The 26,138-nt window shown below is 41.1% G+C and carries 30 protein-coding genes and 1 pseudogene; 16 read left to right on the top strand and 15 right to left on the bottom strand.

The window, feature by feature from the left end; translation table 11 throughout:
* Positions 1–29: 29 nt before the first annotated feature.
* The 3 genes from F887_RS15235 (at position 30) to F887_RS15245 (ending at position 1,972) form a co-directional block, all read left to right on the top strand.
* Complete coding sequence (locus F887_RS15235; RefSeq protein ID WP_032857438.1) at positions 30–1,106, top strand: PhoH family protein; 1,077 nt, start codon at positions 30–32, stop codon at positions 1,104–1,106.
* A gap of 67 nt (positions 1,107–1,173) precedes the next feature.
* Positions 1,174–1,659 (top strand): rRNA maturation RNase YbeY, encoded by a 486-nt coding sequence (gene ybeY / locus F887_RS15240; RefSeq protein ID WP_005291644.1) that lies wholly within the window; start codon positions 1,174–1,176, stop codon positions 1,657–1,659.
* A gap of 13 nt (positions 1,660–1,672) precedes the next feature.
* On the top strand, positions 1,673–1,972 hold the full coding sequence (locus F887_RS15245) for an antibiotic biosynthesis monooxygenase family protein (protein ID WP_005291642.1): 300 nt from the start codon (positions 1,673–1,675) through the stop codon (positions 1,970–1,972).
* A gap of 70 nt (positions 1,973–2,042) precedes the next feature.
* Here F887_RS15245 and fhuE read toward each other — a convergent pair whose 3' ends face one another.
* Together fhuE and F887_RS15255 are read right to left on the bottom strand one after the other, a co-directional pair.
* A complete protein-coding gene (gene fhuE / locus F887_RS15250) occupies positions 2,043–4,202 on the bottom strand; it encodes a ferric-rhodotorulic acid/ferric-coprogen receptor FhuE (RefSeq protein WP_005291641.1) in 2,160 nt (719 codons plus the stop codon).
* Between the two features lie 290 nt (positions 4,203–4,492).
* Positions 4,493–5,380, bottom strand: a complete 888-nt coding sequence (locus tag F887_RS15255; RefSeq protein WP_005291640.1) for an energy transducer TonB — start codon at positions 5,378–5,380, stop codon at positions 4,493–4,495.
* Positions 5,381–5,623: 243 nt separating this feature from the next.
* Between F887_RS15255 and F887_RS15260 the strand changes: the two genes are divergently transcribed.
* From F887_RS15260 to F887_RS15270, 3 genes are all read left to right on the top strand, one after another.
* A complete protein-coding gene (locus tag F887_RS15260; protein WP_005291638.1) occupies positions 5,624–6,304 on the top strand; it encodes a hypothetical protein in 681 nt (226 codons plus the stop codon).
* Between the two features lie 189 nt (positions 6,305–6,493).
* Positions 6,494–7,198, top strand: a complete 705-nt coding sequence (locus F887_RS15265; protein WP_005291637.1) for a DUF3108 domain-containing protein — start codon at positions 6,494–6,496, stop codon at positions 7,196–7,198.
* Positions 7,199–7,286: 88 nt separating this feature from the next.
* Entirely contained in the window at positions 7,287–7,862 is a 576-nt protein-coding gene (locus F887_RS15270; protein WP_005291636.1) for a xanthine phosphoribosyltransferase, read from the top strand.
* Between the two features lie 49 nt (positions 7,863–7,911).
* Here the strand turns inward: F887_RS15270 and F887_RS15275 are convergent, their stop codons facing one another.
* On the bottom strand, positions 7,912–8,736 hold the full coding sequence (locus F887_RS15275) for a YwqG family protein (protein ID WP_005291634.1): 825 nt from the start codon (positions 8,734–8,736) through the stop codon (positions 7,912–7,914).
* Between the two features lie 171 nt (positions 8,737–8,907).
* Here F887_RS15275 and thyA point away from each other — a divergent pair, with 171 nt between their 5' ends.
* The 5 genes from thyA to msrA all read left to right on the top strand — a co-directional run bounded on the left by thyA (position 8,908) and on the right by msrA (position 12,589).
* The gene (gene thyA, locus F887_RS15280) at positions 8,908–9,750 is read left to right on the top strand and encodes a thymidylate synthase (RefSeq protein WP_005291632.1); all 843 of its coding nucleotides are present in this window, start codon (positions 8,908–8,910) and stop codon (positions 9,748–9,750) included.
* Between the two features lie 21 nt (positions 9,751–9,771).
* Complete coding sequence (locus tag F887_RS15285; protein WP_005291631.1) at positions 9,772–10,281, top strand: dihydrofolate reductase; 510 nt, start codon at positions 9,772–9,774, stop codon at positions 10,279–10,281.
* Positions 10,282–10,299: 18 nt separating this feature from the next.
* On the top strand, positions 10,300–11,355 hold the full coding sequence (locus tag F887_RS15290) for an Lnb N-terminal periplasmic domain-containing protein (RefSeq protein ID WP_005291630.1): 1,056 nt from the start codon (positions 10,300–10,302) through the stop codon (positions 11,353–11,355).
* A 126-nt stretch (positions 11,356–11,481) separates the two neighbouring features.
* The gene (locus tag F887_RS15295; RefSeq protein WP_005291629.1) at positions 11,482–11,958 is read left to right on the top strand and encodes an META domain-containing protein; all 477 of its coding nucleotides are present in this window, start codon (positions 11,482–11,484) and stop codon (positions 11,956–11,958) included.
* Positions 11,959–12,064: 106 nt separating this feature from the next.
* Positions 12,065–12,589: a peptide-methionine (S)-S-oxide reductase MsrA gene (gene msrA / locus F887_RS15300; protein ID WP_005291628.1), complete on the top strand. Its 525-nt coding sequence runs from the start codon at positions 12,065–12,067 to the stop codon at positions 12,587–12,589.
* A gap of 51 nt (positions 12,590–12,640) precedes the next feature.
* Here msrA and F887_RS15305 read toward each other — a convergent pair whose 3' ends face one another.
* The 5 genes from F887_RS15305 to F887_RS15325 form a co-directional block, all read right to left on the bottom strand.
* The gene (locus F887_RS15305; protein WP_004802569.1) at positions 12,641–13,045 is read right to left on the bottom strand and encodes an ExbD/TolR family protein; all 405 of its coding nucleotides are present in this window, start codon (positions 13,043–13,045) and stop codon (positions 12,641–12,643) included.
* Between the two features lies 1 nt (position 13,046).
* On the bottom strand, positions 13,047–13,667 hold the full coding sequence (locus F887_RS15310; RefSeq protein ID WP_005291627.1) for a MotA/TolQ/ExbB proton channel family protein: 621 nt from the start codon (positions 13,665–13,667) through the stop codon (positions 13,047–13,049).
* Between the two features lie 42 nt (positions 13,668–13,709).
* Complete coding sequence (locus F887_RS15315; RefSeq protein WP_005291626.1) at positions 13,710–14,459, bottom strand: energy transducer TonB family protein; 750 nt, start codon at positions 14,457–14,459, stop codon at positions 13,710–13,712.
* Between the two features lie 209 nt (positions 14,460–14,668).
* Positions 14,669–15,532 (bottom strand): formyltetrahydrofolate deformylase, encoded by an 864-nt coding sequence (gene purU / locus F887_RS15320; protein ID WP_004802565.1) that lies wholly within the window; start codon positions 15,530–15,532, stop codon positions 14,669–14,671.
* Between the two features lie 88 nt (positions 15,533–15,620).
* On the bottom strand, positions 15,621–16,319 hold the full coding sequence (locus F887_RS15325) for a TetR/AcrR family transcriptional regulator (protein ID WP_004655980.1): 699 nt from the start codon (positions 16,317–16,319) through the stop codon (positions 15,621–15,623).
* A 121-nt stretch (positions 16,320–16,440) separates the two neighbouring features.
* On the opposite strand from F887_RS15325, the gene F887_RS15330 reads away from it, so the two are divergent.
* The 4 genes from F887_RS15330 to F887_RS15345 all read left to right on the top strand — a co-directional run bounded on the left by F887_RS15330 (position 16,441) and on the right by F887_RS15345 (position 20,439).
* Positions 16,441–17,895 carry a coniferyl aldehyde dehydrogenase gene (locus tag F887_RS15330; protein ID WP_005291624.1) on the top strand — a complete coding sequence of 485 codons (1,455 nt, stop codon included), beginning with the start codon at positions 16,441–16,443 and terminating at the stop codon, positions 17,893–17,895.
* Positions 17,896–18,095: 200 nt separating this feature from the next.
* Complete coding sequence (gene rpmB / locus F887_RS15335) at positions 18,096–18,332, top strand: 50S ribosomal protein L28 (protein WP_004649871.1); 237 nt, start codon at positions 18,096–18,098, stop codon at positions 18,330–18,332.
* 12 nt (positions 18,333–18,344) lie between these two features.
* Positions 18,345–18,500, top strand: a complete 156-nt coding sequence (gene rpmG / locus F887_RS15340; RefSeq protein ID WP_003654787.1) for a 50S ribosomal protein L33 — start codon at positions 18,345–18,347, stop codon at positions 18,498–18,500.
* 223 nt (positions 18,501–18,723) lie between these two features.
* Positions 18,724–20,439, top strand: a complete 1,716-nt coding sequence (locus F887_RS15345) for a cation:proton antiporter (protein ID WP_005291622.1) — start codon at positions 18,724–18,726, stop codon at positions 20,437–20,439.
* Between the two features lie 55 nt (positions 20,440–20,494).
* Here F887_RS15345 and F887_RS15350 read toward each other — a convergent pair whose 3' ends face one another.
* Positions 20,495–20,773, bottom strand: a complete 279-nt coding sequence (locus tag F887_RS15350) for a hypothetical protein (RefSeq protein ID WP_004802556.1) — start codon at positions 20,771–20,773, stop codon at positions 20,495–20,497.
* A 103-nt stretch (positions 20,774–20,876) separates the two neighbouring features.
* Positions 20,877–21,380: a DUF6586 family protein gene (locus tag F887_RS15355; protein ID WP_005291620.1), complete on the bottom strand. Its 504-nt coding sequence runs from the start codon at positions 21,378–21,380 to the stop codon at positions 20,877–20,879.
* 84 nt (positions 21,381–21,464) lie between these two features.
* Between F887_RS15355 and F887_RS15360 the strand changes: the two genes are divergently transcribed.
* A complete protein-coding gene (locus tag F887_RS15360; protein ID WP_005291619.1) occupies positions 21,465–21,809 on the top strand; it encodes an EF-hand domain-containing protein in 345 nt (114 codons plus the stop codon).
* A 12-nt stretch (positions 21,810–21,821) separates the two neighbouring features.
* Here F887_RS15360 and F887_RS0117880 read toward each other — a convergent pair.
* The 5 genes and pseudogenes from F887_RS0117880 to F887_RS15380 form a co-directional block, all read right to left on the bottom strand.
* A pseudogene (locus F887_RS0117880) lies at positions 21,822–22,184 on the bottom strand (ASCH domain-containing protein).
* Between the two features lie 6 nt (positions 22,185–22,190).
* The gene (locus tag F887_RS15365) at positions 22,191–22,436 is read right to left on the bottom strand and encodes an RNA recognition motif domain-containing protein (RefSeq protein ID WP_004659070.1); all 246 of its coding nucleotides are present in this window, start codon (positions 22,434–22,436) and stop codon (positions 22,191–22,193) included.
* Between the two features lie 65 nt (positions 22,437–22,501).
* Positions 22,502–24,481 (bottom strand): ATP-dependent helicase, encoded by a 1,980-nt coding sequence (locus F887_RS15370; protein ID WP_005291617.1) that lies wholly within the window; start codon positions 24,479–24,481, stop codon positions 22,502–22,504.
* Between the two features lie 118 nt (positions 24,482–24,599).
* Complete coding sequence (locus tag F887_RS15375; RefSeq protein ID WP_005291616.1) at positions 24,600–25,172, bottom strand: HdeD family acid-resistance protein; 573 nt, start codon at positions 25,170–25,172, stop codon at positions 24,600–24,602.
* A 190-nt stretch (positions 25,173–25,362) separates the two neighbouring features.
* Entirely contained in the window at positions 25,363–26,121 is a 759-nt protein-coding gene (locus F887_RS15380; protein ID WP_005291615.1) for a hypothetical protein, read from the bottom strand.
* Positions 26,122–26,138 lie beyond the last annotated feature (17 nt).

Genomic DNA, 26,138 nt, shown 5'->3' with positions numbered 1-26,138 from the left:
TTCCTACAAAGCAACAAAAAGGGTTTATCTTGACTGCAGCGATTCGACGTACAGTAACGTTCCCTGAGATTTCAATGGAACGTTTGAAAAGCATGCTCGGTGCGTATAACGGGCATTTAAAACAAATCGAACAACGTTTAGATGTCAAAATTACTCACCGTGGCGATGCCTTTTATCTCGATGGTGATATAGAAGCGGTCGAAAGAGCCGAAGCATTATTGCAACGGCTCTATCAAGAATCAGAAATTTCCTCACAAATCAGTGCCGATGCGATCCATTTGATGATCCAAGGTTCACAGACAGACCGTGAACTGATGGATGATTCAGATCAAGAACACACGGGTTTAGATAATGTTTGGTTGCAGACCCGCAAAGGGCGTATCAACCCACGTGGCGCCAATCAAAAGCGTTATGTACAGCGTATTTTACAAAGCGATATTTCATTCGGTGTTGGTCCAGCAGGTACGGGTAAAACCTATCTTGCTGTTGCAGCAGCGGTAGATATGCTGGAGCGTAATGAAATCCAACGGATCTTATTGGTTCGTCCTGCCGTAGAAGCAGGTGAAAAACTCGGTTTCTTACCAGGCGATCTCACTCAAAAGATTGATCCTTATTTACGTCCACTTTACGATGCGTTATATGAAATGCTTGGCTTTGAAAAAGTCGCCAAACTGATCGAGCGCCAAGTGATTGAGGTTGCTCCTCTTGCTTATATGCGTGGACGAACACTCAATCATTCCTTTGTAATTTTAGACGAAGCGCAAAACACCACCCCTGAACAGATGAAAATGTTCCTCACTCGTTTAGGTTTTGGTTCGCGTGCGGTGATTACAGGTGATGTCACCCAAGTTGACTTACCTCGCGGACAGCAATCGGGCTTGGCACATGCCTTACGTGTCATTGAAAATGTGCATGAAATTCATATTACCCGCTTCCATTCTCGAGATGTCGTCCGTCACCAATTGGTACAAAAAATTGTAGAAGCTTACGAAGGTTGGGACAGCGAACAGCAACGTTTGTCTGCTGAAGCCCGCGCCGAACGCAAAGCTCGACAAGAAGCACTCGTTGCAGAAAATGATTCTGCAGCGGATGCGCAACACTTTTAGAAAAATCCCCCTCACTCCCCCTACGATGCTTTAGTCGTGTCGTAGGGGGCGATTTTAAGGATCTATTTTGAAAATCAATTTAAGTCTTCAACAAGACTTTCAAGCTGCTGAACTGCCACTGAAACGTGGTCAAATTAAAAAACAAATTGAAACTGCACTGCGTCATGTCGGTTTCGATGTCAATTGTGAAATTGGGATTGCCTGTGTTGATCTCGCTGAAAGCCATGAGCTCAATCTGCAATATCGCGAAAAAGACAAACCCACCAATGTGCTGTCCTTCCCAAGTGATATCCCTGAGGAAATGCTCAGCTTACTCGATGCAGAACCTCTCGGTGATTTGGTGATTTGCATTCCTATCGTATTGCAAGAAGCTACCGAGCAGCAGAAAACACCAACTGATCATTTCGTCCATTTACTGGTTCATGGCGTTCTCCATTTGCTTGGCTACGATCATGAAACCAGTGAGTCTGAGGCTGAAGAAATGGAAGCTTTGGAGATTGAGATTCTGAAAAAATTAGGTATCGCCAATCCTTATCAAGCCGATGAGCAGTAAATAATAGGGCGCTATGTATATCGTTATTTTTAAAGCCACGATCAAACAACTTGATACGACTTATTCAGAAATGGCACAAATGCTGAGAAATAAAGCATTGGGCACATACAACTGCCTAAAGTTTGAAGCATGTAGTGAAAATGGTTTTGAAATTGCGCTGTCCTACTGGAACAGTCTTGAAGATATCAAACATTGGCAACAAGATGCAGAACATCTAGTTGCTCAACGTTTAGGTAAAGAAAAATGGTATCAAGATTTTAGCGTCGAAATCTGCAAAGTTGAACGTGCTTATTCGACTCAAAATGGCTTGTGAATAACCCTAAACTTATCCACATCTTCAATAAAAAACGGCTGAATTCAGCCGTTTTTTTATTTATTAAATTTTAGAATTGATAGCGTAAAGCTAAAGTGGCATTCCTTGGAGCTCCCCAAGTTGTTTGGCCATAAGCAGGGAAAATTCCGTAATACTCTTTATCAAATAAATTATTGATATTTAGCTGTGCGGAGAAGTCTTTGGTTAATTGATAGCGAGCCATTAAGTTCACTAGTGCATATGAGCCCTGCTCAACCTTTTCAGTCACTTTCAGTGGATTCACGGCTTTAACATAAGTACTGCTTTGCCAGTTTACACCTCCACCAACTGTGAAGGCGCTGAACGTACCTGGTAATTTATAGGTTGTAAAAGTCTGTATCATTTTACGAGGTAGTTCAGAGTTAATATCATCTCCATTAACATCAGTCGCCTTAAACTGACTATAACCTGCTGTTAACTTCCAGTCTGGTAAAATCTCACCACTCAACTCTAACTCAAATCCTTTACTCTCAGTTCCTTTCGCAGCGCGATAATAAATGTCTTTATTGTCATGAACACCTGCCTGCTGCGCTAAATTATCTTGTTCAATTTTGAACAAAGCGAGTGTTCCATTTAAGCGCCCATCAAACCAGCCTGATTTTAAACCGATTTCGGTACTGTTACCTTCGATAGGATCAAGGACTTTACCATTAATATCTTGCTCAGCCTGAGGTTGGAAGATACTGGTATAACTTGCATAGGCTGAAATTGCATCATTAATATCATATATAACACCAGCATAAGGCGTAAATTCGTTGTCATGTTTAATGTCGTAAGCTGGTGTCCAAAGCCCATTTCCTGTTTTTTGGAAATCAGTTAAACGGCCACCTAAAATCAGCTTTAATGGGTCTAACAGGGTCCAACGTGTTGCAACATAAACCGCATCTTGTTTGGTCTTGCTTTTCTCATAAAAGCTCGCACTCTCCCATTCAGGTGCAGGATATGAACCATTCCAGTTATTAAAATTTATAACAGGCTGTGTTACGTATTTTGCATTTCGACTATCAGAATTAAAGTCCTGTGTAGAATGAACATAACCAAGGGTTAAATCATGCTGTTTACCTAATAAATCAAACTTACCATTCACTTGCAAACTAATATCATCTTGCTTCGTATTGGTAATATAAGAGCCAGCAAATGCCCCTAAACCTAGACCCGTATTTTTATCTGGGCTGCCAGACAAGTACAATAATTTCGAGTCACCATTACGGTCCCCTCGACTATATGACAATTTGGCATTCCAATTTTCATTAAAACGGTGGGTTATATCTGCAAATAAATTGGTGTAATCGCTATCCCACTGTGCCCAATTTGTGCTTGTTGTTTTACTACGATTCCATTTGGCACGACTGCCATCGCTATACCATACAGGTAAGCCTCCCCACATTGGACTATCGCCTTTATTTTCTTGATAACTCACACCTGCTGACAATATCGTATTCTCAGTCAGATCAGCTTCTCCAGTAAGCAAGGCAGTCAATGCTTGTTTATTGAGTAAATCAATATAACTATCGCCCTGTTCATACTGGGCAACGGCACGACCTCGTACTGAGCCTGATTCGTTTAAACTATTAGAAACATCTCCCACAACACGATAATTGTTCCAGCTACCGCCACTCACCTCTAAATTACCTGTTGGGACTTTGCTGTTCGCTCGCTTACGAATCATATTAATTGCTGCTGAAGGATTCCCTGGCCCTGTCATTAAGCCTGTTGCCCCGCGTACAACTTCGATACGATCAAATAGAACTGCACTTGTTGCCGTTTCACCCGAACTCCAAGGTTGTTCATAGCGCGTTGGAACGCCATCTATTTGATAATTATCAATTTGAAAACCACGCGCATGTAAACTATTACGATTAGTTTCATAACGTTGAGCATTAATCCCTGTTACATTTTCAGCAACATCTACTAGGCTGGTAAGCCCCTGATCTTTCATTCTCTGCTCTGTAACAATAGAAACTGATTGGGGTGTTTCCTTCACAGATAATCCTAATGGCACTGCTGTTGTTGTTTTTTTTACGGTATAAGCTGTTTTCTCTTTGTTTTGATCATCCGCTTTTACTGTAATCGTTGGCAACTTTGCATTTTCATCATTTTCCGCAAACGCGAATGAAGGTAACAGGATCGCAGCCATCGCCAATACAAGCGGGCGCGCTTTAAACACATTTAAAGTTGGATTTTGATACATGAAATATGTCCTTATTGCAAGGGAATGGTTTTGAAAATATGCACCTCATTCCCCCCGAAAAATTTTAAAGAAGGATGCATTCATTTCCAAAAGGAGAATTAACCAAAAATACATTGCAAATGATAATCGTTTTTATTATCAATTCAAGTTTGGATCGATAAATTTAGTCATTTGTTTTAATTAAACTTAAAAGAAGACTTACCGTTATTAAAAAACAATTAAATGATTTTTCTCAATATTTAATTTTCAATTTATACATCATTATTTTCTAATAAGAAGTGCAGCTTTGATTAGTGCACTTCAAATTCTGCATCGACTGGATCAAACCGCCATGTACGAATGATACGTAACTCAGAAATATCTTTTTTCATCTTGGCATCAAAAGGGCCAAATGGTGCACCACGGCGCACTGAGGCTTTTGCTGCTTCATCCAAAATTGCATGCCCAGAACTTTCGATGAGACGAATGGCTCGAATTCCACCTTCAGCATTTAAAATCACCATTAAACGGACTTCACCCGCCAAATGCTGTTGTTTGGCTTGATCGGGATAATAACGGTTGCCATATAACTCAACTTTCTGACGGAACTTATCTAAGTAAGTCGCAGATGCATCTTGTTTGGCCTGAATTCCATCAATGGTTTTAATCCGCTGCTTACGGCTAAAATTTTGTTGGCGTTGTAAATATTGCGCTTCCAAACTTGCCACCATCGCTGCTTTGGCTTGGAATTGGCTCTGTAAGTCATCTAAAGTCTTTTTACGTTCGCTTTGTTCAGCCTGTTTCTGCCAGCTCAAAACCGTCATTAATACTTTTTCTTCGAATTTTAATTCACGTTTTTGTTGAACTTTTTCCAGACTTTCTAACTCTTTTTCGCCTGTTGTTGCATCCGCCTGCATTGGCGAAGGCATATCACTCGACATGCGATGTGCTTCGCGGAAATCTCCAGAACCCTTTTGATCTGCTTGCGCCAAAAAATCAGCATCCTTGACGGAGTCTTGGCTTGGACGAACCGTTATCGCAATTTCTTTGGTTGACGTGTCAGAAGGTGATGGCATCGTAAAGTGAATAGCCAACACCGCGCCATGCAGAAGCATCGCCAAAGCCACTGCCCCAACAAAAATTGGATCTTGCCACCAATAAGGAGACAGTTCAGAACGAAAATTTATTTTATTCCACATGGTATTTAAGCGACAAAAAATGTCCCATCCCCAACGGTATAACCGTATAAAAACCAAACCAATATTCAAAATTTTACAAAAATGTGATCCACTTATAGTTACAGTGTTTCCATACCATCATTTTATGAAAATGTAGCAATTAATTTTGCTACACTGCAAGTCAGAAATTTATTTTTATTTTTTAGTTAATACAAAGATCGTGGCATTGCTTGACCTATCAATTCACTTTCTGGAACAACTTTTATGCAAACGCTAATTTCATCCGTTGTTAAACGTCTACGTAAAGTTTACCAAAAAGCCGAAGAATTCATCGAAGAAGAAAGAGAGTTTTCGCTTTCACAAGTTTTTGTGAATGCGACTATGGAACGTTACGTCACAGAAAATGTCGAGATTATGCAAGACCTGCATGCCGACCTCTATGATGGTTGGTTACGTTTATATACGACCTTAGATGTGAAAGGTTTGCATACCACCCTATCTGTAGATTTAAAACTGATTCAAATGGAAATGAATCAAGACGTACAACTGATGGTATTCGAGCAAATCAGTAACACCCAAGTGATTGAAGCCAAATTTAAAAACATCTTTCAGAAATGGGGCTTTTATGTCGCGATCTGGTACTACCAGAAATTCCGTGAAGAAGATCCACTGGGTAAAATCTTAGAGCACTTTGAAGTGGTCAAGGTCAAAGATGATTTACTTTATCTCGATCTCAATCGTTGGTTAGGTAAGAAACCAAGTATTATTGAGACCCTGAGTAAAGTGCATGTTAACCGTGCCCGTGTCCGCCCTGCTGAACTGATTGTCTGGGGCAATGTCAATCTGGCTGCGATTCTATATCCATCGAATGATGATGATTTTGACGCCGATGGTCTAGAAGATACTGAGGTCACGCCGATTCAGCAAAAAGACAGTAAAAAATAGTCACTCTTCGTTGTGGTATAACTGTTTGGCGTTATACCACTGAAATACATATCTTCATGATTTATACGAAAAATTAACAAGTACCTCATAAAAAGCCTGATCTTTTCTTCATAATTTACGAGCATAATAGCCTTAAATGGTAAAGAAAATGGGTGATGACTGATTGCATCGCTCAAAGGATATAGTGTTATGACAAAGAAATTATTGAAAGTACTCGGTATGACGTCAGCTACTCTGCTAAGTGTAAGCCTGTCTAGTCATGCGCTGGCCATGGCACCGTTTCAGGCAAGCTATCAGTTTAGCTACAACAATAAGAACTTAGGCTCTGCCACACGTACCCTTTCACAGCAAGGTAATAACTGGACTTATAAATTCAATGCCAAAGCGGGTGCAATCGCCTCTGCATCTGAAACCAGTCAATTTAGCTTTGCTGATAATAAAATTACCTCGCAAAATTTTAGTCGTAGCAGCAAAGTGTTGATCCACAACAACACAATGAGTATCAACTTCAACCCTAACAGTAAAGTTGTAGAGACCAAGAAAGATAATACTGCCCGCTCATTCGCATGGCAGGCAGGTGCTTTGGATGAACTCAATGCTGAATTGCAAATCCGTGAGGATTTAAAAAACAATTCGTTGAAAACCAAATATCTGATTGCAGATGCGAAAGCGTTAGACGAACGTCGTTTTGTCAAACAAGGTAACGAAAGTATCAAAACCCCTTATGGCACATTCAATACCATTAAAGTGGTGATGCAGCACGATAAACCTGAGCGTAATACCGTGTTCTGGTTAGCACCTAAACTGGATTACTTACCAGTAAAAATGGCACACAATGATGGAAAAGCATCATATGGTCTGTTATTAACGGGGTATTCAGGTAAAACAAACTAAGCATCTGGTCAATTTTGGCTTGCATTTTTTTAGATGCTTTTTAAAATATGCCTTTGCTTGAACAAGCATCCGTTTAGAGGATTCTCCCGTGTACGCTTTAGAACAGAAAATCTTAAATGAAGGTATCGTTCTATCTGATCAGGTTTTGAAAGTTGATGCTTTCTTAAACCACCAAATCGATCCGGTGTTAATGCAACTGATTGGTAAAGAGTTTGCCGCTCGCTTTAAAGATGCAGGTATTACTAAAATTATTACCATTGAGGCTTCAGGTATTGCACCTGCAATCATGGCAGGTTTAGAACTTGGTGTTCCTGTTATTTTTGCGCGTAAATATCAGTCATTAACATTAAAAGACGACCTTTACCGTTCTAAAGTGTTCTCGTTCACCAAACAAACTGAAAGCACCATTGCGATTTCAAACAAGCACATCAATTCAAGCGACAAAGCGCTTGTCATTGATGACTTCTTGGCAAATGGTCAAGCGGCACTTGGTCTCATCGACTTGATTCACCAAGCCAAAGCTGAAGTGGTGGGTGTTGGTATTGTGATTGAAAAATCTTTTCAACCAGGTCGTGATGTGTTGCTTGAAAAAGGCTATCGCGTTGAATCGCTGGCACGTGTTAAATCTTTAGAAGATGGTAAAGTTACTTTTATCACTGAATAAGATTAAAGACCCAGAAAAAAGCGGATGAATGTTCATCCGCTTTTTTTATTTAGCAACAATCCCAGTTATATAGCACTTTAGAGAAATCTCGTTTCTTTAAGTCGTCTGGGTGAATAAAGAAATTACCCACACCTGAATCGCCCCACATAATATCGTTCTCAACATCATCGGTATCGAGTTGGAAAAGCAAAATATAATCTTGAACTTTTTCATTATATTGACGTGGATCAGTTTGGGTAAAATAAGGATAACCGCCTAAACGATGTCCACTTGCGGAAGCCAATTCATCATAAGGCTCGATAAAATCATCTTCGAAATCCCCACCTTCAAATTGATCTTCAAAATCATACAATTCATCGACGCCTAAAATCTTTGGTGCAAAGGCAAAATCACCGAGGCTAATTGGCTGAGAAGTAAGGCTAAATTCAATCGAATATTGTCCCGTAAATGGCAAATAATCATCTTCACTCAACTGAACTTCAGAAAAGTCCTGTTTTAATTGTGAAGCATCTTCAATAATCTGCTCGAAATACAACACTTTAAATCCAGATTGCTGTTGTTGGTCATCGAAATTCATGCCATATAAATCATCAGCCGCGATATAGAACTGCAAAATGCCCTTGTCTGGAAAATGAGGCAAATTTGGAATTTCAGCACAATTAAACTGTGCCAACAAAGCCAATGGATTACCTTCTGAGTCGACAGGATACGTGACATCTAGCGGTAAATAAGGTTGCCCTCCAATCTTACTTTGCCATAAAGTTAGTGTGTCATCAGACTTAAGCTGTAGAGCTACACTCGGCAAAATTGTTGCTGAGATTTTTTCTAGGTATGGGTGTAAAGTGTGCGGTAAATTTTCAGGTTGAAGATCCATTATGTTGATTGTCTCTGTTGTTATTTATAGAACTTAATATAAAACAAGCAGCTAAATTAAAATAGAGAACAAAGTCTATACTACGACAATTAATGACGCTCAATTGACCCATTATTTATCACCTAAATTCTGATAAGATGAGCCCGATAAAATTTGCGATTAGGAATCACGATGCGCACTTACTTAGACCTTTTACAACATATCCTCGACAATGGCGGCGACAAAGGCGACCGTACTGGCACAGGTACACGTTCAGTATTTGGTCATCAAATGCGCTTTGATCTTTCCAAAGGCTTTCCGATGTTAACCACCAAGAAAGTCCATTTTCGCTCTATTGCCATTGAATTACTTTGGTTCCTCAAAGGCGATACCAATGTTCAATATCTCAAAGACAACAAAGTTTCAATTTGGGATGAATGGGCAACAGCGGAACAAACAGCACGCTTCGGTCGTCCTGAAAGTGAACTTGGCCCTGTTTATGGTCACCAATGGCGTAACTTTGGCGCGACTCAAAACGAAGATGGCAGCTATCAGCAAGATGGCTTTGACCAGATCAAATGGTTAATCAATGAAATTAAAACCAATCCAAATTCACGCCGTTTGATTGTTTCAGGCTGGAACCCGAATGAAGCGGGTAAAGTCGCATTACCGCCTTGCCACACCTTGTTCCAATTCTTTGTTCAAGACAACAAACTGTCATGCCAACTGTATCAGCGTAGTGCTGATGTGTTTTTAGGTGTGCCATTTAATATTGCCAGTTATGCCCTACTGACCCATATGATTGCGCAGGTTTGTGGTTTAGGTGTAGGTGATTTTGTCTGGACAGGTGGAGATACTCACTTATATGCCAATCACTTTGAACAGGCGCAGTTACAGCTGACTCGTGAGCCGCTACCGTTATGTCAATTAAAACTAAATCCTGAGATCACCGATATTTTCGACTTCAAATTTGAAGATATTGAAATTGTCGGATATGAATCACACCCAGCAATTAAAGCACCCGTCGCAGTTTAAGTAGAGTAGAGAGCATATAAAATGGCATGGCAAGGCACTGAAGTTGTCCACGTAGTTGCAATGGATAAAAATCACTGTATCGGTAAAGGCAATGCTTTGCCTTGGCATATCTCTGCTGACCTGAAACACTTTAAAGCCATCACCCAAGGTGGCGTGGTGATTATGGGGCGTAAAACCCTTGAATCTATGGGACGTACCCTACCCAATCGTGTCAACTGGGTGATTACGCGTGATCCTGAATGGCAGTTTGAAGGCGTTAAAGTCGCACACAGTATCGAAGATGCGCTCAACGGCGCACTTACAGATGTACAACACGCTGAAAAAGCATCCTTATTTATTATTGGGGGTGGAGAGATTTTTACCCAAACGCTCGCCATTGCTGATCGTTTAGAGTTAACTCATGTTGACCTAGATGTCCAAGGTGATGCGCATTATCCAAAAATCTCTGAAGATTTCCGTAAAGTAGATTCAGAACCACATACTGATGAGAAATCAGGTATTACTTTTGAGTTTGCGACTTATCAAAAATAAAAATGGATTGCATTTGCCATGCAGAATATTGGATCACGTGAGTTTTTCATCGCTTTAGGCATTGGGCTTTTACATAGTCTGTTTACCTTGTGCGTGATCCTTTCAAGCATTTGGCTCTGTCTCGCATTATGGATTCAGCAGCCTTTAGGTCCGTTTTTCAGCCGCATCGCCATCATTCTGTGGAGCTTGTTTGCGCTGAGCCTGATTGGTGTCTATGTCAGTGGTCATCTTTTTAGCCGACGTACTGATATCATTATTTATTGTTTGGCATTTGCCTGCTCACTGGTCTGGTATTTTTCATTAGATGCAAGACAGGACCGTAACTGGAACCCAGAAGTCGCTGAACAGCTTCATTATGAAAAACAAGGCGACATGGTGCAGTTGCATAACGTACGCAATTTTGACTGGCATGCGGATGGAAGCTATGACATTCGCTGGGAAGATCGCAGTATTGATCTGAATAAGATTACTGGCATCAATGTCATCACCTCCTACTGGATGGGCCCACAGATTGCACATACGTTGGTGAGTTTCAATTTTTCCGACCAAAAGCCTTTGGTGTTCTCCATTGAAATCCGCAAAGAAAAAGATGAAGAATTTTCCGCAATTGGTGGCTTTTTTCGTAAATATGAACTGAGCCTCGTCGCTTCAGATGAAAAAGATCTGATTTATACACGTAGTAATGTTCGCCATGAACAAGTCTATATCTTCCCGATCAGAATGCCTGCACCTGAACGTAAAGCCCTCTTTATTGAGTATCTGCACAAAGCAGATGAACTCCGTGCAGAAGCCAAATGGTACAACACACTGACCAGTAACTGCACCACGCTGGTATTTGATATGGTACAAGCGATTAATCCACAACGCTTGCCCAAGGATTATCGATTGCTAGCTTCTGGCTATTTGCCGAATTATCTCTATGACTTGAAAGCACTCAACCAGAGCTACAGTATGAAAGAATGGTATCGCTTGGCGCATATCAATCCACGTGCAGAGCAATATGAACAACAAGCCAATCAAAGCAGTGAATACTTTTCACAGATCATTCGCTCAGGCCTACCCAAAACTGAGTGATTTTTCCACTAATTTCATTAAAAACATCTGAACATTTACAAAAGGATACCGAATATCCCGTTCAACTCCACGTTGTTTTATTTTAATTCCATCTATAGAAACACAATGATTCGGATTTAAAATCTTATGTTAAAGCCTTTTTTAACGTCTTGTACTTTGGCAATTGCCGTAGCAATGACAGGTTGTGCGACCACAGAATCTCTGCAAACCTCACCGAATGCATCTCACAAAGAAAGCATCGGACTGTATAACCGCAACTGGATCGCTACACAGATCAATGGTGTAGAGATTAAAAGCAATGATCTTTCTGGCAAGCGCCCTGCAATTCAATTTGATGCGAAAGGCAAACGCTTCTTCGGTGCAGATGGTTGTAACCAGATTCAAGGCAGCTTTGAAAGCCAAGGTGCGATCTTACGCTTAGGTCCGATTGCTTCGACCATGATGGCGTGTATCGGTCAAGACAATAGTGCGCTTTCTCGCCAATATAGCAACGCTTTGGCAAGCACAACCAATTACGAGCTGAAAGGCCATGAGCTTAACTTCATGGATGCATCTGGTCAAGTTTTAGTAAGTTTTGTAACGGTGATTCAACCGCTTCCATAATTCTTTATCGTAAAAAAGTAAAAGCTCGTTTCGAACACGGGCTTTTACTTTTTCAATACTTCGTTTACTTTAGTAGCATTCTTAAAATTAAAAATTGGGGAGTCTCATGCAACAAGCACTCGTTGGTGGTGGATGTTTTTGGTGTGTAGAAGCAGTATTTCTACAGCTTAAAGGTGTAGAAAAAGTCGTCAGTGGCTATGCTGGCGGGATTAGCCAAAACCCGACCTATGAGCAAGTCTGCCAAGGTACAACGCAGCACGCAGAAGTGATTTTGATTGATTTTGATGAACAGCAAATCACCTACTCACAACTACTGAATGTGTTTTTTACGACGCATGACCCAACCACGCTAAACCGCCAAGGTAATGATATTGGCACGCAATACCGCTCTGTTATTTATTACTTTGATGAGGAACAAAAGCAGCAAGCTGAACAGATTATTCATGATCTGGAAGATGAAGGTCTAAATATTGTGACTGAGCTTAGCCCAGCACCAACCTTCTACCCTGCGGAGGAATATCACCAAAACTTCTTTGCACGTAACCCATCACAAGGTTACTGCAACTTCAGCATTCCGCCCAAGCTTTCTAAACTACGCGCTAAATATCTCGATCTACTCAAAACTGAATAGACATAAAAAAAGCAACTCTAAGAGTTGCTTTTTTCTTGGTATCACATTGTTTTAGTTTTCACTGACAAACGCAATATCGCTTAAACCTGCTTCGCTGGCACGAGACATCACTTGTGCAACTGTATCGTATTTTGATTCTTTGTCCGCACGTAACTGTACAGTCGGTTTGGTCGCAGCCTGACCCGCCTCTTGGAAACGCTTCTCTAGCTCTTCTAAGCTAATAATCTGCGCATCCCAAGCCACCTCACCTTTGTCATTAATACTAATAGTGATCGCTTTTGGTGGTGGATCTACAATTTCAGCAGTGGTTTTTGGTAAACTTAATGGAATTGATGGGTTAGCAACCGTTGCTGTGACTAAAAAGATAATCATCAATACCAACATAATGTCGATCAGAGGAATGAGGTTCATCTCATTCATGCCACTGTCGTGGTCTTCACCCAATTGAAAGCCCATTTTAAGCTTGACCTCCAACTAAACTTTGTTGAGTCGCTTTAGTTTCTGTCTTTGCTACACTGTCTTGCTGCAACATGGTATCGATTAACAAGCTATGCGCTTGGTCTTGTAAATCATGTGCCAAGCCACGATTGAAACGTACACAGATGTTATACGCCATCACCGCAGGAATCGCGACTGCAAGACCAAGACCTGTCATGATCAATGCCTCACCCACTGGGGTTGCGACTTGAGCTAAACCAGCTTGACCACTTTTACCCACTGCCACAAGCGCGTGGAAAATCCCCCATACTGTACCGAATAAACCCACAAACGGTGCAAGTGAAGCGATTGTTCCAAGAACTGATACACCTTTTTCTGCTTGAGATTTTTCAGCAGAGATTTGGCGAAGCAATGCTTGCTCAGCAACGGCTTTACGCTGTTCAAACGATAAAGGCTGTAACTTTGATTTAAGCGTAGCCAAAGCTTGAACAAGTTGAGTATAAGCTTGTTGTTTTAATTGGCGTGTTCCTAATAGGCGCAGAATGAAAATAGTCCACGTCGCAATCGACATTGCTAAAAGGATGAAATACAGTGTCTTACTTACTGCATCTGCATGTTGCCAATAAACTGAAAAGTTCATATACGAACTCCTGATTTAATCTGTCGCAAGGACTCAAATTTATTAAGGACTAAGATCAAACGGCTGCTCTGCTCGAATCGGGTAAGCAACACCATTTTCCATATACGGTTTAAATTTCGCACTTCTTACAGCACGTAAAACTTTTTCATCGAGATTCGGTATACCACTACTACGTGTAACACGCGCATTGGTAATTCTACCCTTCTCATCAGCTTCAATCAGTACCATCACTGAGCGTGTTTGGTTATCTAAATCTTTTGCTGTCACAGATAATTTCGGTGAACGACTCCATTGAACCCCTGAACCGCCAATCGATACACGTTTTGGTGATGGATCAGCAGCAGGTTGAGGTTTCGCGACTTCCTGAACAGGTTGCGGTTTTTCAACCACTTTTTCAGTTACAGTGGTCACGACTTTGGTCTCAACCTTAGGTTCGATTTTTTGTTCGGTTTTTTGAAGAACAGGTTTTGGTGCCTCTTTTACCTGTTGAACCTTTTCAATCTTTTTCGGTGGAGGTAAAGGTTTTTCAACGACTTTAACTTCCTTCACTTCTTTTTTAGGTTCAGGTTTTGGCTGTTCTTTTGGTTTAGGCGGTTCTGGTTTAGGTGGTTCCTTAATTTTAACGAACTTCACCTTAAGCGGTTCTTTTTCGATTGGTCTTAACTCAATCGTTTTCATGTGGCTAACCGCCCACAAAACTCCTACATGTCCAATCACAACGGCAGCTAATGCAGTGATGATTTTCTTTTTCATCGGGTGTGGCGTATTGAATGTGGCAGGAGATTGACTCATAAGAATCTAAGTACCAGTATAGATGGTCAAACCTTTAAAAAAACGATTTCACTCATCGGATAGAACAATGAAAGTGCCGTAATAATAAATGAGAAGTGTTTTCATTTGCAACTGTTTTTTTATTGTATATTCGCTAACCATTGAAAAATAGGCATAAAAAAACATGCCTTTCGACATGTTCTCTTTACATACTGAAACAATACGATGATTTAGAACACCACTGTTTTGTTTCCATCAACAATAATACGGTCTTCTAAATGCCATTTCACAGCACGTGCCAATACATTACGTTCAACGTCTTCGCCTAACTCACGTAACTGCTCTACATTGTAATCATGGCTGACACGTTCGACATCTTGTTCAATAATTGGACCTTGATCCAAATCAGCAGTCACATAGTGTGCTGTTGCACCAATCAGTTTCACCCCTTTCTCATAGGCTTGCTTATATGGATTCGCACCCACAAAAGCTGGTAGGAAAGAGTGGTGAATATTGATGATCTTCATTTCCCACTTAGCAACAAAGTCTTCACTCAAAATCTGCATATAACGCGCTAAGATCAACAGATCATTGCCCTGCATCATTTCATCAATTTGAGCATAAGCTTCAACTTTATTGTCTTTATTGACGGGCACGACATGGAATGGAATACCAAAATTTTCAACCGATTCACGTAAATCTGGATGGTTCGAAATAACTTGGGTAATCTCACATGGCAATGAACCACGCGCATGACGCCATAACAATTCCAATAAAGCATGGTCCACTTTAGAAACTAAAATACCGACCTTTTTCAACTCGCCAACAAAAGTAAGCTTCCATTGCATCTCATAACGTTCTGCAACATTGGCAGCAAAGGTTTGCATCAATGCTTCTTTACGAGATTGCAAATGATCAATTTCAAACTCAACACGCATGAAATAACGCCCGCCTTGAGCTTCTGTTGCGTACTGATCAAGTGCGGTAATGTTTGCTCCCTGATGATACAAAAAGCTCGATACGGCTTGCACGATCCCCGGCTTGTCTTCACAAGTAATCAGTAATCGCGCTGTGTGGGCTGTAGTCGTGTTCATTTGGTTAATATCACTTATTCGAATCAAATTAAAATCAAGCCGAGCATTCTAACCCTTTTTTGCTATTGACTAAATAGCTGCTGACGATCTATTCGTCATCATTTTTAAGATTAGACAAACTCGCGAACAAGTCTGATGGTCCAAGTGATTTAAGTAACTGTTCATAGGTTTGGCGACTTTCACCCATTAAATACGGGCCTTCTAAGAACACCATTTGTCGCAATGCTTGCCAAACCCACTTTTCTTCCAGACGATTGTTATCGCTGATATGGCCTGACATATATAAGAAGTTAGTCCAGTTGGTCAGCACAATCCACAAGTTGATAATCAAGGCTTCAATTTCTGAATCAGTCATTTTCATCAGGCCTGCATCCACGAAGGCACGATAAATTTTTTGCCCCTGTTGCATCACCTGTCCAGCAAAACGCGGATAGATTTTTCTGAAGTCTTCATTATTTTCGACCAGATGATAGACATCACGATGAATAAAGCGATATGCCCACAACTGATTGCTGAGTACTTGGAAATAACTAATTTTATCATTGGCATTCAATGGACGATCCGTTGGTAATGCCAGCATTTCCAAGGTTTCTGCCTGATATTGTTGTGCCAGTTCTTTGATAATTTCCTGTTTGTTACGGAAATGATAATACAAGTTGCCTGGGCTAATCCCGAGTTCAGCCGCGATGTGATTGGTTGTGACCGAACGCTCTCCACGCTCATTAAACAACTGCAAACTGATTTGCAGAATTCGATCTTTTGTTTTATTCGGTTTAGCGTGCGACATTGATTTTAACCATCTATAACATAATCAATAGGTTATAAAACAAACCTATAAAGCGACTTGACACTTTAGAGTATTTACTCTAAAAATTAAAAAATAATAAGCTTTCTTTTGGTCCACTCCTATGAACAGTCAAACAAAAACAACCGCTATGACACCTCATGTTGATGTGAAACGGCTACATGATTTGCTTGAGCAGCAAAAAGCAGCTTACCAACGCCATCCTGTGCCAAGCGCCAAAGAACGTATTGAACGCTTAGCTCGACTTAAAAATATCTTGATAAAGTATCAAGATCAATTTGCTAACGCAATTAGTCAAGATTATGGCAACCGCGCCATTATGGAAACCAAAATTGGCGAAGTTCTGACTTGTCTAGAACATATCAAATACTACAGCAAAAACTTAACTGAATGGATGAAACCATCTAAACGCCATATCAGCATGTTACACCAACCAGCAAAAGGCTGGGTAGAATATCAACCACTGGGTGTAATCGGGGTGATTGCGCCATGGAACTACCCTTTATTACTTTCAGTCGGCCCATTGATCTGTGCTTTGGCTGCGGGTAACCATACCATGATCAAAATTTCGAGTGCTTCTTCAAATTTTGGTTATGTGCTTGAAAATGCACTTTCAGAAGCATTTCCACAAGAGTTGGTTGCTGTCGTGAATGGTGGTGGCGTTATTTCAGATGCATTCAGTCACCTCGCGTTTGATAAGATGATTTTCACAGGCTCAACCTCTGTCGGTAAAACTGTCATGGCGGCGGCGGCAGAAAATCTTGTTCCAGTGATTTTAGAGCTCGGCGGCAAATCACCTGCCTTGGTCCATTCAGCGATGAATATTCGTGATGTGGCACAACGTATTGCTGTTGGTAAGTTATGGAATGCGGGTCAAACCTGTGTTGCCCCAGACTATATGTTCCTACCTAAAGGTAAAACAGCTGAATTCACCAAGCACTACAACGACTTTGTGAACACCATGTATCCAAGCTTGCGTGACAATAAAGACTACACCTCAATTGTGAATGATAAACAATACAACCGTCTGCAAGGTTATTTGGAAGATGCTCGTGATCAAGGTGCCAATATTGTTGAACTCAATGCCAAGAATGAGTCTTTAACTGAAGTTCGTAAAATTGCGCCGACCTTATTAACTGGCGTGACCACTGAAATGGAAATTATGAAGAATGAGATCTTTGGTCCAATTCTGCCTATTTTAGAATACGATCATATCGACGATGCACTTCAGTTCATTAATAGTCGCCCACGTCCATTGGCTTTCTATTACTTCGATATCGATACTGCACGCGCTGATTATGTGGCTGGACGTACCCATTCAGGGCATTTTGGTATCAACCAAGTGCTTACCCATGTGGCACAGGATGATCTGCCATTTGGTGGCATTGGTGCATCAGGTATGGGCAAATATCATGGTAAAGAAGGTTTCTTTAGCTTCTCACATGAACGTTCTATGATGTCAAACCCAGTGAGCCCTAAACTTTACAGTTTGAAATTCATCCTACCGCCTTATAATAAAGCAACGCATAAGCTGCTTTTAAAAACACTATTTCGCTAGAAAGGGGCTGTTGACATATCAACACACCCTCACTTGGTTAAGGCATGAGCTATCACACTAGATCATGTCTTGTTTTTACCAAATTCGCTTGTCTTTTAATCGTATTTTTGGTATAAAACGCCCCTTGAATGATTTCATCCGTTTACTTGAATGGCTAGTTGCACGAAACGGTGCTGTATAAACTAGCAATGGAGTTCACCATGTCTAAGGTTTGCCAAGTTACCGGCAAGCGTCCAATCGTTGGTAACAACGTATCGCACGCAAACAACAAAACCAAACGCCGGTTCGAGCCGAACCTGCACCACCACCGTTTTTGGTTAGAAAGCGAAAAGCGTTTTGTACGTCTTCGTCTAACCACTAAAGGTATGCGTATTATTGATAAATTGGGTATTGAGAAAGTTGTTGCTGATCTCCGTGCTCAAGGTCAAAAGATTTAAGGAGTCTGAACAATGCGTGATAAGATTCGCCTAGTTTCTACAGCTGGTACAGGTTATTTCTATACCACTACTAAGAACAAACGTACTATGCCGGAAAAAATGGAAATCAAAAAATTTGATCCAAAAATCCGTCAACACGTAATCTTCAAAGAAGCTAAAATTAAATAATTTTAGTTCTTTAAAAAAACGACTTCATTTGAGGTCGTTTTTTTTGCCTAAAAAATGTATGTTGATTAGATAAAAGCATAAACGACTTACATGATTTTTTTTGATAATTAAAAAAATTGTCATCAACAAATTCGATTTTACTTGTTACAATTTATTCGCTGTTTTCTTGGCATGTTTTATGCTCAGTTATTTCTACCTTAACCGCAACGATTAAGGAGTTTCGATGCCACATGATGTTGATTTAATTATATTACTTGCTGTTGGTTTTGGTATGGCCCTTATTTTTGGCTATATCGCAGCACGTCTACGCCTCCCTCCTTTAATTGGTTATCTAGTTGCCGGCATCATTATTAGTCCAAATACGCCTGGTGTGGTCGGTGATATACAGCTTGCCAATCAACTTGCCGAACTTGGGGTCATGTTTTTAATGTTCGGTGTAGGGATGCACTTCTCCCTCAAGGATTTACTACAAGTCCGCCGTATTGCCTTACCAGGTGCAATTTTGCAGATTGCCGTTGCAACCTTACTCGGTATTGCTGTTTCCATGTTCTGGGGCTGGAGCTTTGGTTCAGCACTGATCTTCGGTTTAAGCTTATCCTGTGCCAGTACAGTGGTATTACTCAAGGCTTTGGGAGATCGCGGCTTACTGGACTCTGTTAACGGAAAAATTGCCGTTGGCTGGCTCTTGGTTGAAGATCTGGTGATGGTGTTAGCCTTGGTGCTTTTACCTGCAACAGCGGTATTACTCGGCGGGAAAGCACTACCTGGAACAGATACATCGCAAAGTATCTGGATCACTATCGGCATTACCCTACTTAAAGTCACGGGCTTTATTGCATTCATGCTGATTATTGGTAAACGTCTTGTGCCAATGATTATGCAATTTGTCGCACGTTTAGGTTCTCGTGAACTGTTCACGCTCACCGTCGTGGCTGCTGCGGTTTCAATTGCCTACGGTTCTTATGCGGTGTTTGGTGTTTCCATGGCACTTGGCGCATTCTTTGCGGGAATGGTAGTGAAAGAATCTGACTTCAGTCATCGTGCTGAAGAAGAAACTTTGCCCTTACGCGAAATCTTCTCGATTCTCTTCTTCGTTTCGGTCGGTATGCTGTTCGACCCAAGCATCTTGGTTGAAGCACCATTAAAGATTTTAGCGGTTGTTGCCATTATCATGGTGGGTAAGACCTTAGCAGCGATGGCTTTGGTGTTATTCTTCCGTTATCCAATTAATACCGCTTTAACCGTCGGTGCCAGTTTGGCGCAAATTGGCGAGTTCTCCTTTATCTTGGCGACACTGGGTTTATCCCTCGGTTTACTCACACCTGATGCACAAAACCTGATTCTTGCAGGAGCATTATTTTCGATTACCCTAAATTCATTTGTGTTCTCTGCAATCGAGCCTGTGCAACGCTGGATTCGTGAGCGCTCGCATTTGGCACGTATGTTAGAACGTAGTGGTGACCCACTGGCCATGTTGCCAGATGAGGTAGATCAAGCTTATCTGCGCGATCAGGTGGTGATTATTGGCTATGGTGGCGTTGGACGTCGCATCAGCGAAAATCTGATGCAACAAAATATCAAAGTCGTGATTGCAGAAGAAAATCGTGAAATTGTTGAAAAACTACGTGCTCAAGGCATTGCTGCTGTCAGTGGTGAAGCAACCGAACCGAATGTATTGATCCAAGCGCATATTCAACATGCCCGTCTGTTGGTCATTTCACCGATGGATATTCTAGATATTCATCGTATCGTGGATATCTCCAAACAGCTCAATCCTGAGATTCAGGTCCTTATTTGTGCAGAAAGCAAAGAGGAAGCGGTGGTGATTCGTGAAGAAAATATTGGTGAAGTGTTCTATGCCAAAGAAGAAATGGCAAAAAATATGAGCCATCATATTCTTAGTCAAATCGAACTGGCGCATCAGTCCGAAGCTCACTAAATATTTCCAGAATAAAAAAAGCGTACTTTAAGTACGCTTTTTTTATTCTGTGAGATTAGCTCAAATGTTGAGGTTGCTCATCAACTACTTCTGCTTGCCACTCATTCATCTGCTTCTCTAACAAACCAAATAAAGCGGCTTGAATCATATGTTGTGCGACAGTTGCTGTTTGATCGCCAAGGATGGCTTTGACCTCGTCACTAAACTGTATCTTAACTAAAGGCTCATTTTCAGAACCCGCATTGCGCAAAGCAAGCTCACCACCTTCGAGTTGAACCAACTCAAGAACTGCTTCCTGATTACCAAATAATTCTTTTAACTGTTGCATTGACATAAATTTTCTCCATGCTTCAACATGGTGGCAAAGTATTTTGCGCTCACGTCTTATTTATATAAGTGCTGTTGGCCTAGATTTCAAGTCGACTTAAACATTCGACTTAGAACTCCACCATTTCATTACGGAAACCATCAATTAAATGACTCAATTCACGGTGCCATTCACGTAAAATTTTGGCATCAGGTAACCAAGCCTGTGGGCTTTGTGTGACTTTAATAATGAGATTTGAAGAGGTCTCGTTTTCAGGTTCTGGTGCCGTTGGCTCAGGTGCATATTGGCACATACGGTAAGCACGCTTCAACTCTGCCACAAAACCATCTTTTGCGAGCTGTTGTAACACTAAAATTTCTGGAGAAACCTGCCCTTTATCCGCCATCTGCTCCTCAATCGATTTAAAGGTCGGCTGTAGGTCATTTAAGCGGTAGTAACGTACCAGTTCTTGCAAGAATGCTAAAAGCGCCCCATGCAGATGAAACACTGCCCCTTCACGATATGCTTGTGCTTGCTGAATATGTTCGGTTTGCTCAGCTTGTTGGCATGCAAGTCGGGCAAAATACAGTTTTTGATTGGTACGATCTGCATGATAACGAGCAACACGGGACATAATATTTTCCTTAAAGATCCTTTCTCTTGGATAGCTTAAGATTAAATGCTTTAATGATAAAATCAATATCTTTTGAGCCTGCCCATGCGTCATATTCAACAAGCCATACTGAGCTTAATATGCTGTATGGTCATCTCAACCTCTTATAGCTGTGAGCCAGCAGGTTTAGACTGGGAAAAACTCTATTCAGATTACGACTCTAATCGCGATCAAATGATCGATCAAAATGAATGGAAAAAACTGATCCTTTTACAAGGTCAACCCGTTTCCTGGCAGAAACAGATTCTTGCCATCGATTCCAAAAAAATAAAAATCTTTAAAGCCTTAGATCTCAATCGCAATGGTCTAATTGATCAACAAGAGATCATCAATATTTACCAATACTTTTCCAATCCCTGTCAGGGTTGGGGTTCAACCTGGGGCAAATAAGCCGAAGACGAATTACCCAATATCCAGCTCAAGCAGATAGAGTTTTCGCTTGGCCATAACTTGAATCGGTGGATCAATCGGTCGGATATTCCGAATAACCCAAGCCAAATACCCTTCAGTCCAATCCGTCGCACAAGCAGCATCAACTTCATCAGATTGCCACGGATGCACTGATTCAATATCTACAAGTGCAACTGCAAAACCAGTTTCTTCATCACCATCTTTCAAAAGAAAATTTTGATTCTCTACAATCATCAAATCTTTCAGTGGCAACATTTCAGGTTACCATGAGCGAACTTCAAGTGTTTTAATTTTCTTGGCTATTCGCTCAGCATTTGGCGCAACCATTGATAAAGCAGTATATTGCTTTAACATCAATAATTAAGCTTTGTCATCCGCAGCTTTGACACGAATGCCTTGGCTTTTTACTTTCAAGGTGTTTAAACCTTTAATTGCTTTAATCGCTTCACGAGGGTTTGGCATTTCAACAAAACCGAAACCTTTCGATTTACCTGTTCCTTCATCTTTGACCACGACACAAGACTCAACTTTTCCATATGCTTTGAATAAGTCGAGAATTTCCGCATCAGTCACATTACGGTCTAAATTACGAACTAAAATTTTCATGCTAAAACCTAAAAGATGATTCATCTGTTTAATCAATGAATCAAAAGAAATTGAATCTGCCTAGTTTAATCGAAATCAATCCCAAAACCTAAATTGATTGCAGCAGCGCGAGGACGATTGCTTTGACCATAGGCACGAGGAATATCTCGATGAATCTGAACATCGACTAAATGTTGAGGTAAATCATTGAGGAAGTAGCTTTCTATTTTTCTTCCTAACTCATCATATTGATCTTGTGACCATAAATTTAAATTCTGTTTGGTCAAAATCAATTCATCCTCTGCACGTGTTAAGGCCACATAAAGTACGCGACGCTCTTCTTCGACGTCACCAAAATCACCTTGTGCCCGTGCATGAGGATATTGATTCGGAGAAACATGCGGGACATAACAGACTTTTTGTTCAGCACCCTTTGCTGAATGGATGGTAATCAGCGTCACTAAGTCTTGATCTGGGGTTTTATCAATTTCTGAAACAGAAATTGGATCAAGCACATATTCCTCTAAGAACTCACCAAGAGCGCTATGTTTACGTGCCAATTGCTTGACCAAGTCAAAATCTTTGACACGGCGCGACCAATCTTTGGTTTTATAATTATTTTCTAGCTGTTCATTCAATGCATCCATTGCCAGACCGATGCAGGCTTCGACATGTTGCTGCAACACATCCAGCTGCATCAAAATTAAAATCGCTTGTTGTGGTACTTTGCCGTGTCGTTCCAGACGTTGGCAACGTGCTTCGATATCAGAAAGCTGAATTAACTCCTGTGCCAACTTACTGGCACCGACATCACCCACCCCATCCCAAAGCGTCAGAAAGCGCATCCACGCTAAATCATCCTGAGGGTTAACACTCACCCGCAGTAAGCTCAATACATCTTTAACATGCGCAGATTCAAGCAGTTTTACCCCACCAATAAAGCGATAAGGAATATTCGCAGCAATCAATGCACCTTCCAGATAACGTCCACTAAAACCAGAACGTAGTAGCACCATGTGCTCTGCCCAAGCAGCACCTTGCATATGACGACGATTCAAATCTTGGATAATCCAATTGGCTTCTTCAAACTCATTACTCAAGATATGCAGTTGTGGCTTTAAACCTTTACCGCGATAAGCCTGTAAATGCTTGTCATATTCAATTTGGCTCTGCTCCAGCAGCCAATTGGATAAATCTAAAATACCTTGGGTCGAACGATAATTCATTTCCAAAGTCAGCACTTCAGCATCAGGCACACGTTCTTTAAAATGATGAATATTTTCAAAATCTGCGCCACGAAAGCCATAAATCGACTGCGCATCATCGCCAACACAAAACAATTTGACCTTGCCCACCAGCGGCTGTAACAAAGCCCATTGCAGTGGATTGGTATCCTGCATTTCATCTACCAATAAGGCAGAGCAAAAACCAGTGACCCACTTCACCAACTCAGGTGAACTTTGTAAATGCACCACGACAATCGCCAGAATATCGTCATAATCCAAGAAATTACGTTCTTGCTTACGCTGCTCATACGCTTTCATCAATTCAGTAATTTGAGCTTTATACTCGACCGCTTGAGGCAACTGCTCAACTAAAGCATCCGACAGTTTGGTTTTGGTATTACGAGCATAGGAATAGAGATCACACAATTCGGCCGCTTTCGGCAACACATTACCCTTGTCTTTACCGCGTAACAAACGGAACATCAGCAATTGATCATCCCGATCAATAATACTGAACTGGGTCAGACCAAATGCACGTGGATTACGGCGTAGTAGATACATACAAAAGGTATGGAATGTTGATGCGCGTAAGCCTTTGGCCTGCACCCCCATATGCTGTTCTACACGCGTCACGATTTCGCTTGCTGCACGACGAGTAAAGGTCAGAATCTGGATCTGTTGTGCTGGCAAACCTTGATCAATTAAATATGCGGCTCTCGCCACAATCGTCTTGGTTTTACCGCAACCAGCTCCTGCCAAAACCAGACAATTTTGTGCCACTGTTGTGGCTGCCTGTCTTTGTTGCGGATTCAGTTCATCAATTAGCTTGGCAAGCGTCATAGAATTGGTCAATTAGAAATGAAGCGCTATTTTAACAGACTAAAGCAGTCGAGATGTTTTCTGCTACAAAAACAAAAAGAGCATGTATGACACATGCTCTTACTTCTAGCTTGGTTACTTAAACTGTGGTTGAACTATGCGGCAACTGCTTAATTGCACCCGCAAAAGTCAGGTAATTAATCCCTTGGAACAAAATATCAATAGCAAGGAACATCCCCAAGACCCAAAACGGTGAATCAGGTGATGAAAGAATCAAAATCCCTGTTAACAGGGTCAATATACCCGAAAAAAGTACCCAGCCCCAGCCTGAAATTGGTCGTAAAATAAAGGCATTTACACTACGAATAATCCCCGCAATAATGAGGGCAACAGCCAAGAAACTGGTGAGCACCACTGCGGTAATCACGGGTGTGGTAAAAGCAAAATAACCCGCCGCCAAATACAGCACACCAAACAAGGCCCACAACCAACGTGTGCCCCCTTTAAACACCATAAATGCTGCAACAAAATGCAAAATACCACCCAACATCATCAACACACCAAACAACAAGACGGCAGATAATGTTGCGAACGGTAAAGCTGCTAAAAGAACCAGGCCAAAAATAACCAATAACACACCCAATAACAGATACCATTTACGATCAGCGTGTAGCTGATTGCGAATCAGATCGTTACCCACTGTTTTCATCATTATTTACTCTTTTATCATCAATGTTATATCTCCATTCTGAGCGAATTTTCCGCTCAGTTCTGTATAAGGCATGTTGATAATTAATGATGTAATGTCAGGAAAACTCGTGTTTTATTTAAATATTCTCCAGTTAGGCCACGATTTTGTTCATCAAGATCCAGCTCTGGATAAGTCCAGACTTATCCACAATTTATTTGATCCAGCCAATTTCTTGGGCGGTCAGTACACTCAATACGGTCTGTTCTAAATTATTTGGCATTTTGCTTTTATGTTCTGAGAGTGGAATACGCCCACCCATAATTTCAGCCTCTGTTTGTGGAAATATAGGTTGTTTATCTGCTTGTGCATAACCAATAGGGAAAATAGGCTCGCCATTGCTTAAATTATATTTATCTGTCGCGCCAAAACCATGCAGTAACTCATGCACCAGTACCACATTATTTTGTTGTGCTTGTTTTGCTGAGGCAAATAAATTGACCGAACCGATTCGCCCACGCTCCAATGCCGTAGAGTGTTTCAACTCACGTGTCTGTGTTGGATCATAGAAATTTAAATATAAGGTTAGGCTCGGTGACCCATCGACCGATTGGTGCTGTTTCCATGCATAAAAGCGAAACTTTAGACTCCACAGAATATTATTCAGAATACTTGGCTGTTCAGACATCTTCGGTGGTGTTTGATTTAATTCACGTCCGATTTGAATCATAAAGTAGCTACTTTGCCCTCGATATTGCTGACTGTTTTTTTCCAGATATTGCTTCACCTCAGCAAAATCATCTTGCTGTAATTGTTGAATATACTGCTGCGTTGTGGCTAAGCCATCCGCGTTAATCGGATGAAGTAAGATATTAATGGGCTGATTCCAATCCTGATTTTGATCACGATAAGCATTGATCGCAACAATGAACAACACCAGCAATAAGCATGCAACTCGAATATTTTTCCACATGAATTTCACCCCAATCA

This window comes from Acinetobacter sp. NIPH 2100 (assembly GCF_000369805.1).
Classification (GTDB): domain Bacteria; phylum Pseudomonadota; class Gammaproteobacteria; order Pseudomonadales; family Moraxellaceae; genus Acinetobacter.
This window is presented reverse-complemented; position numbering and strand designations above follow the sequence as displayed.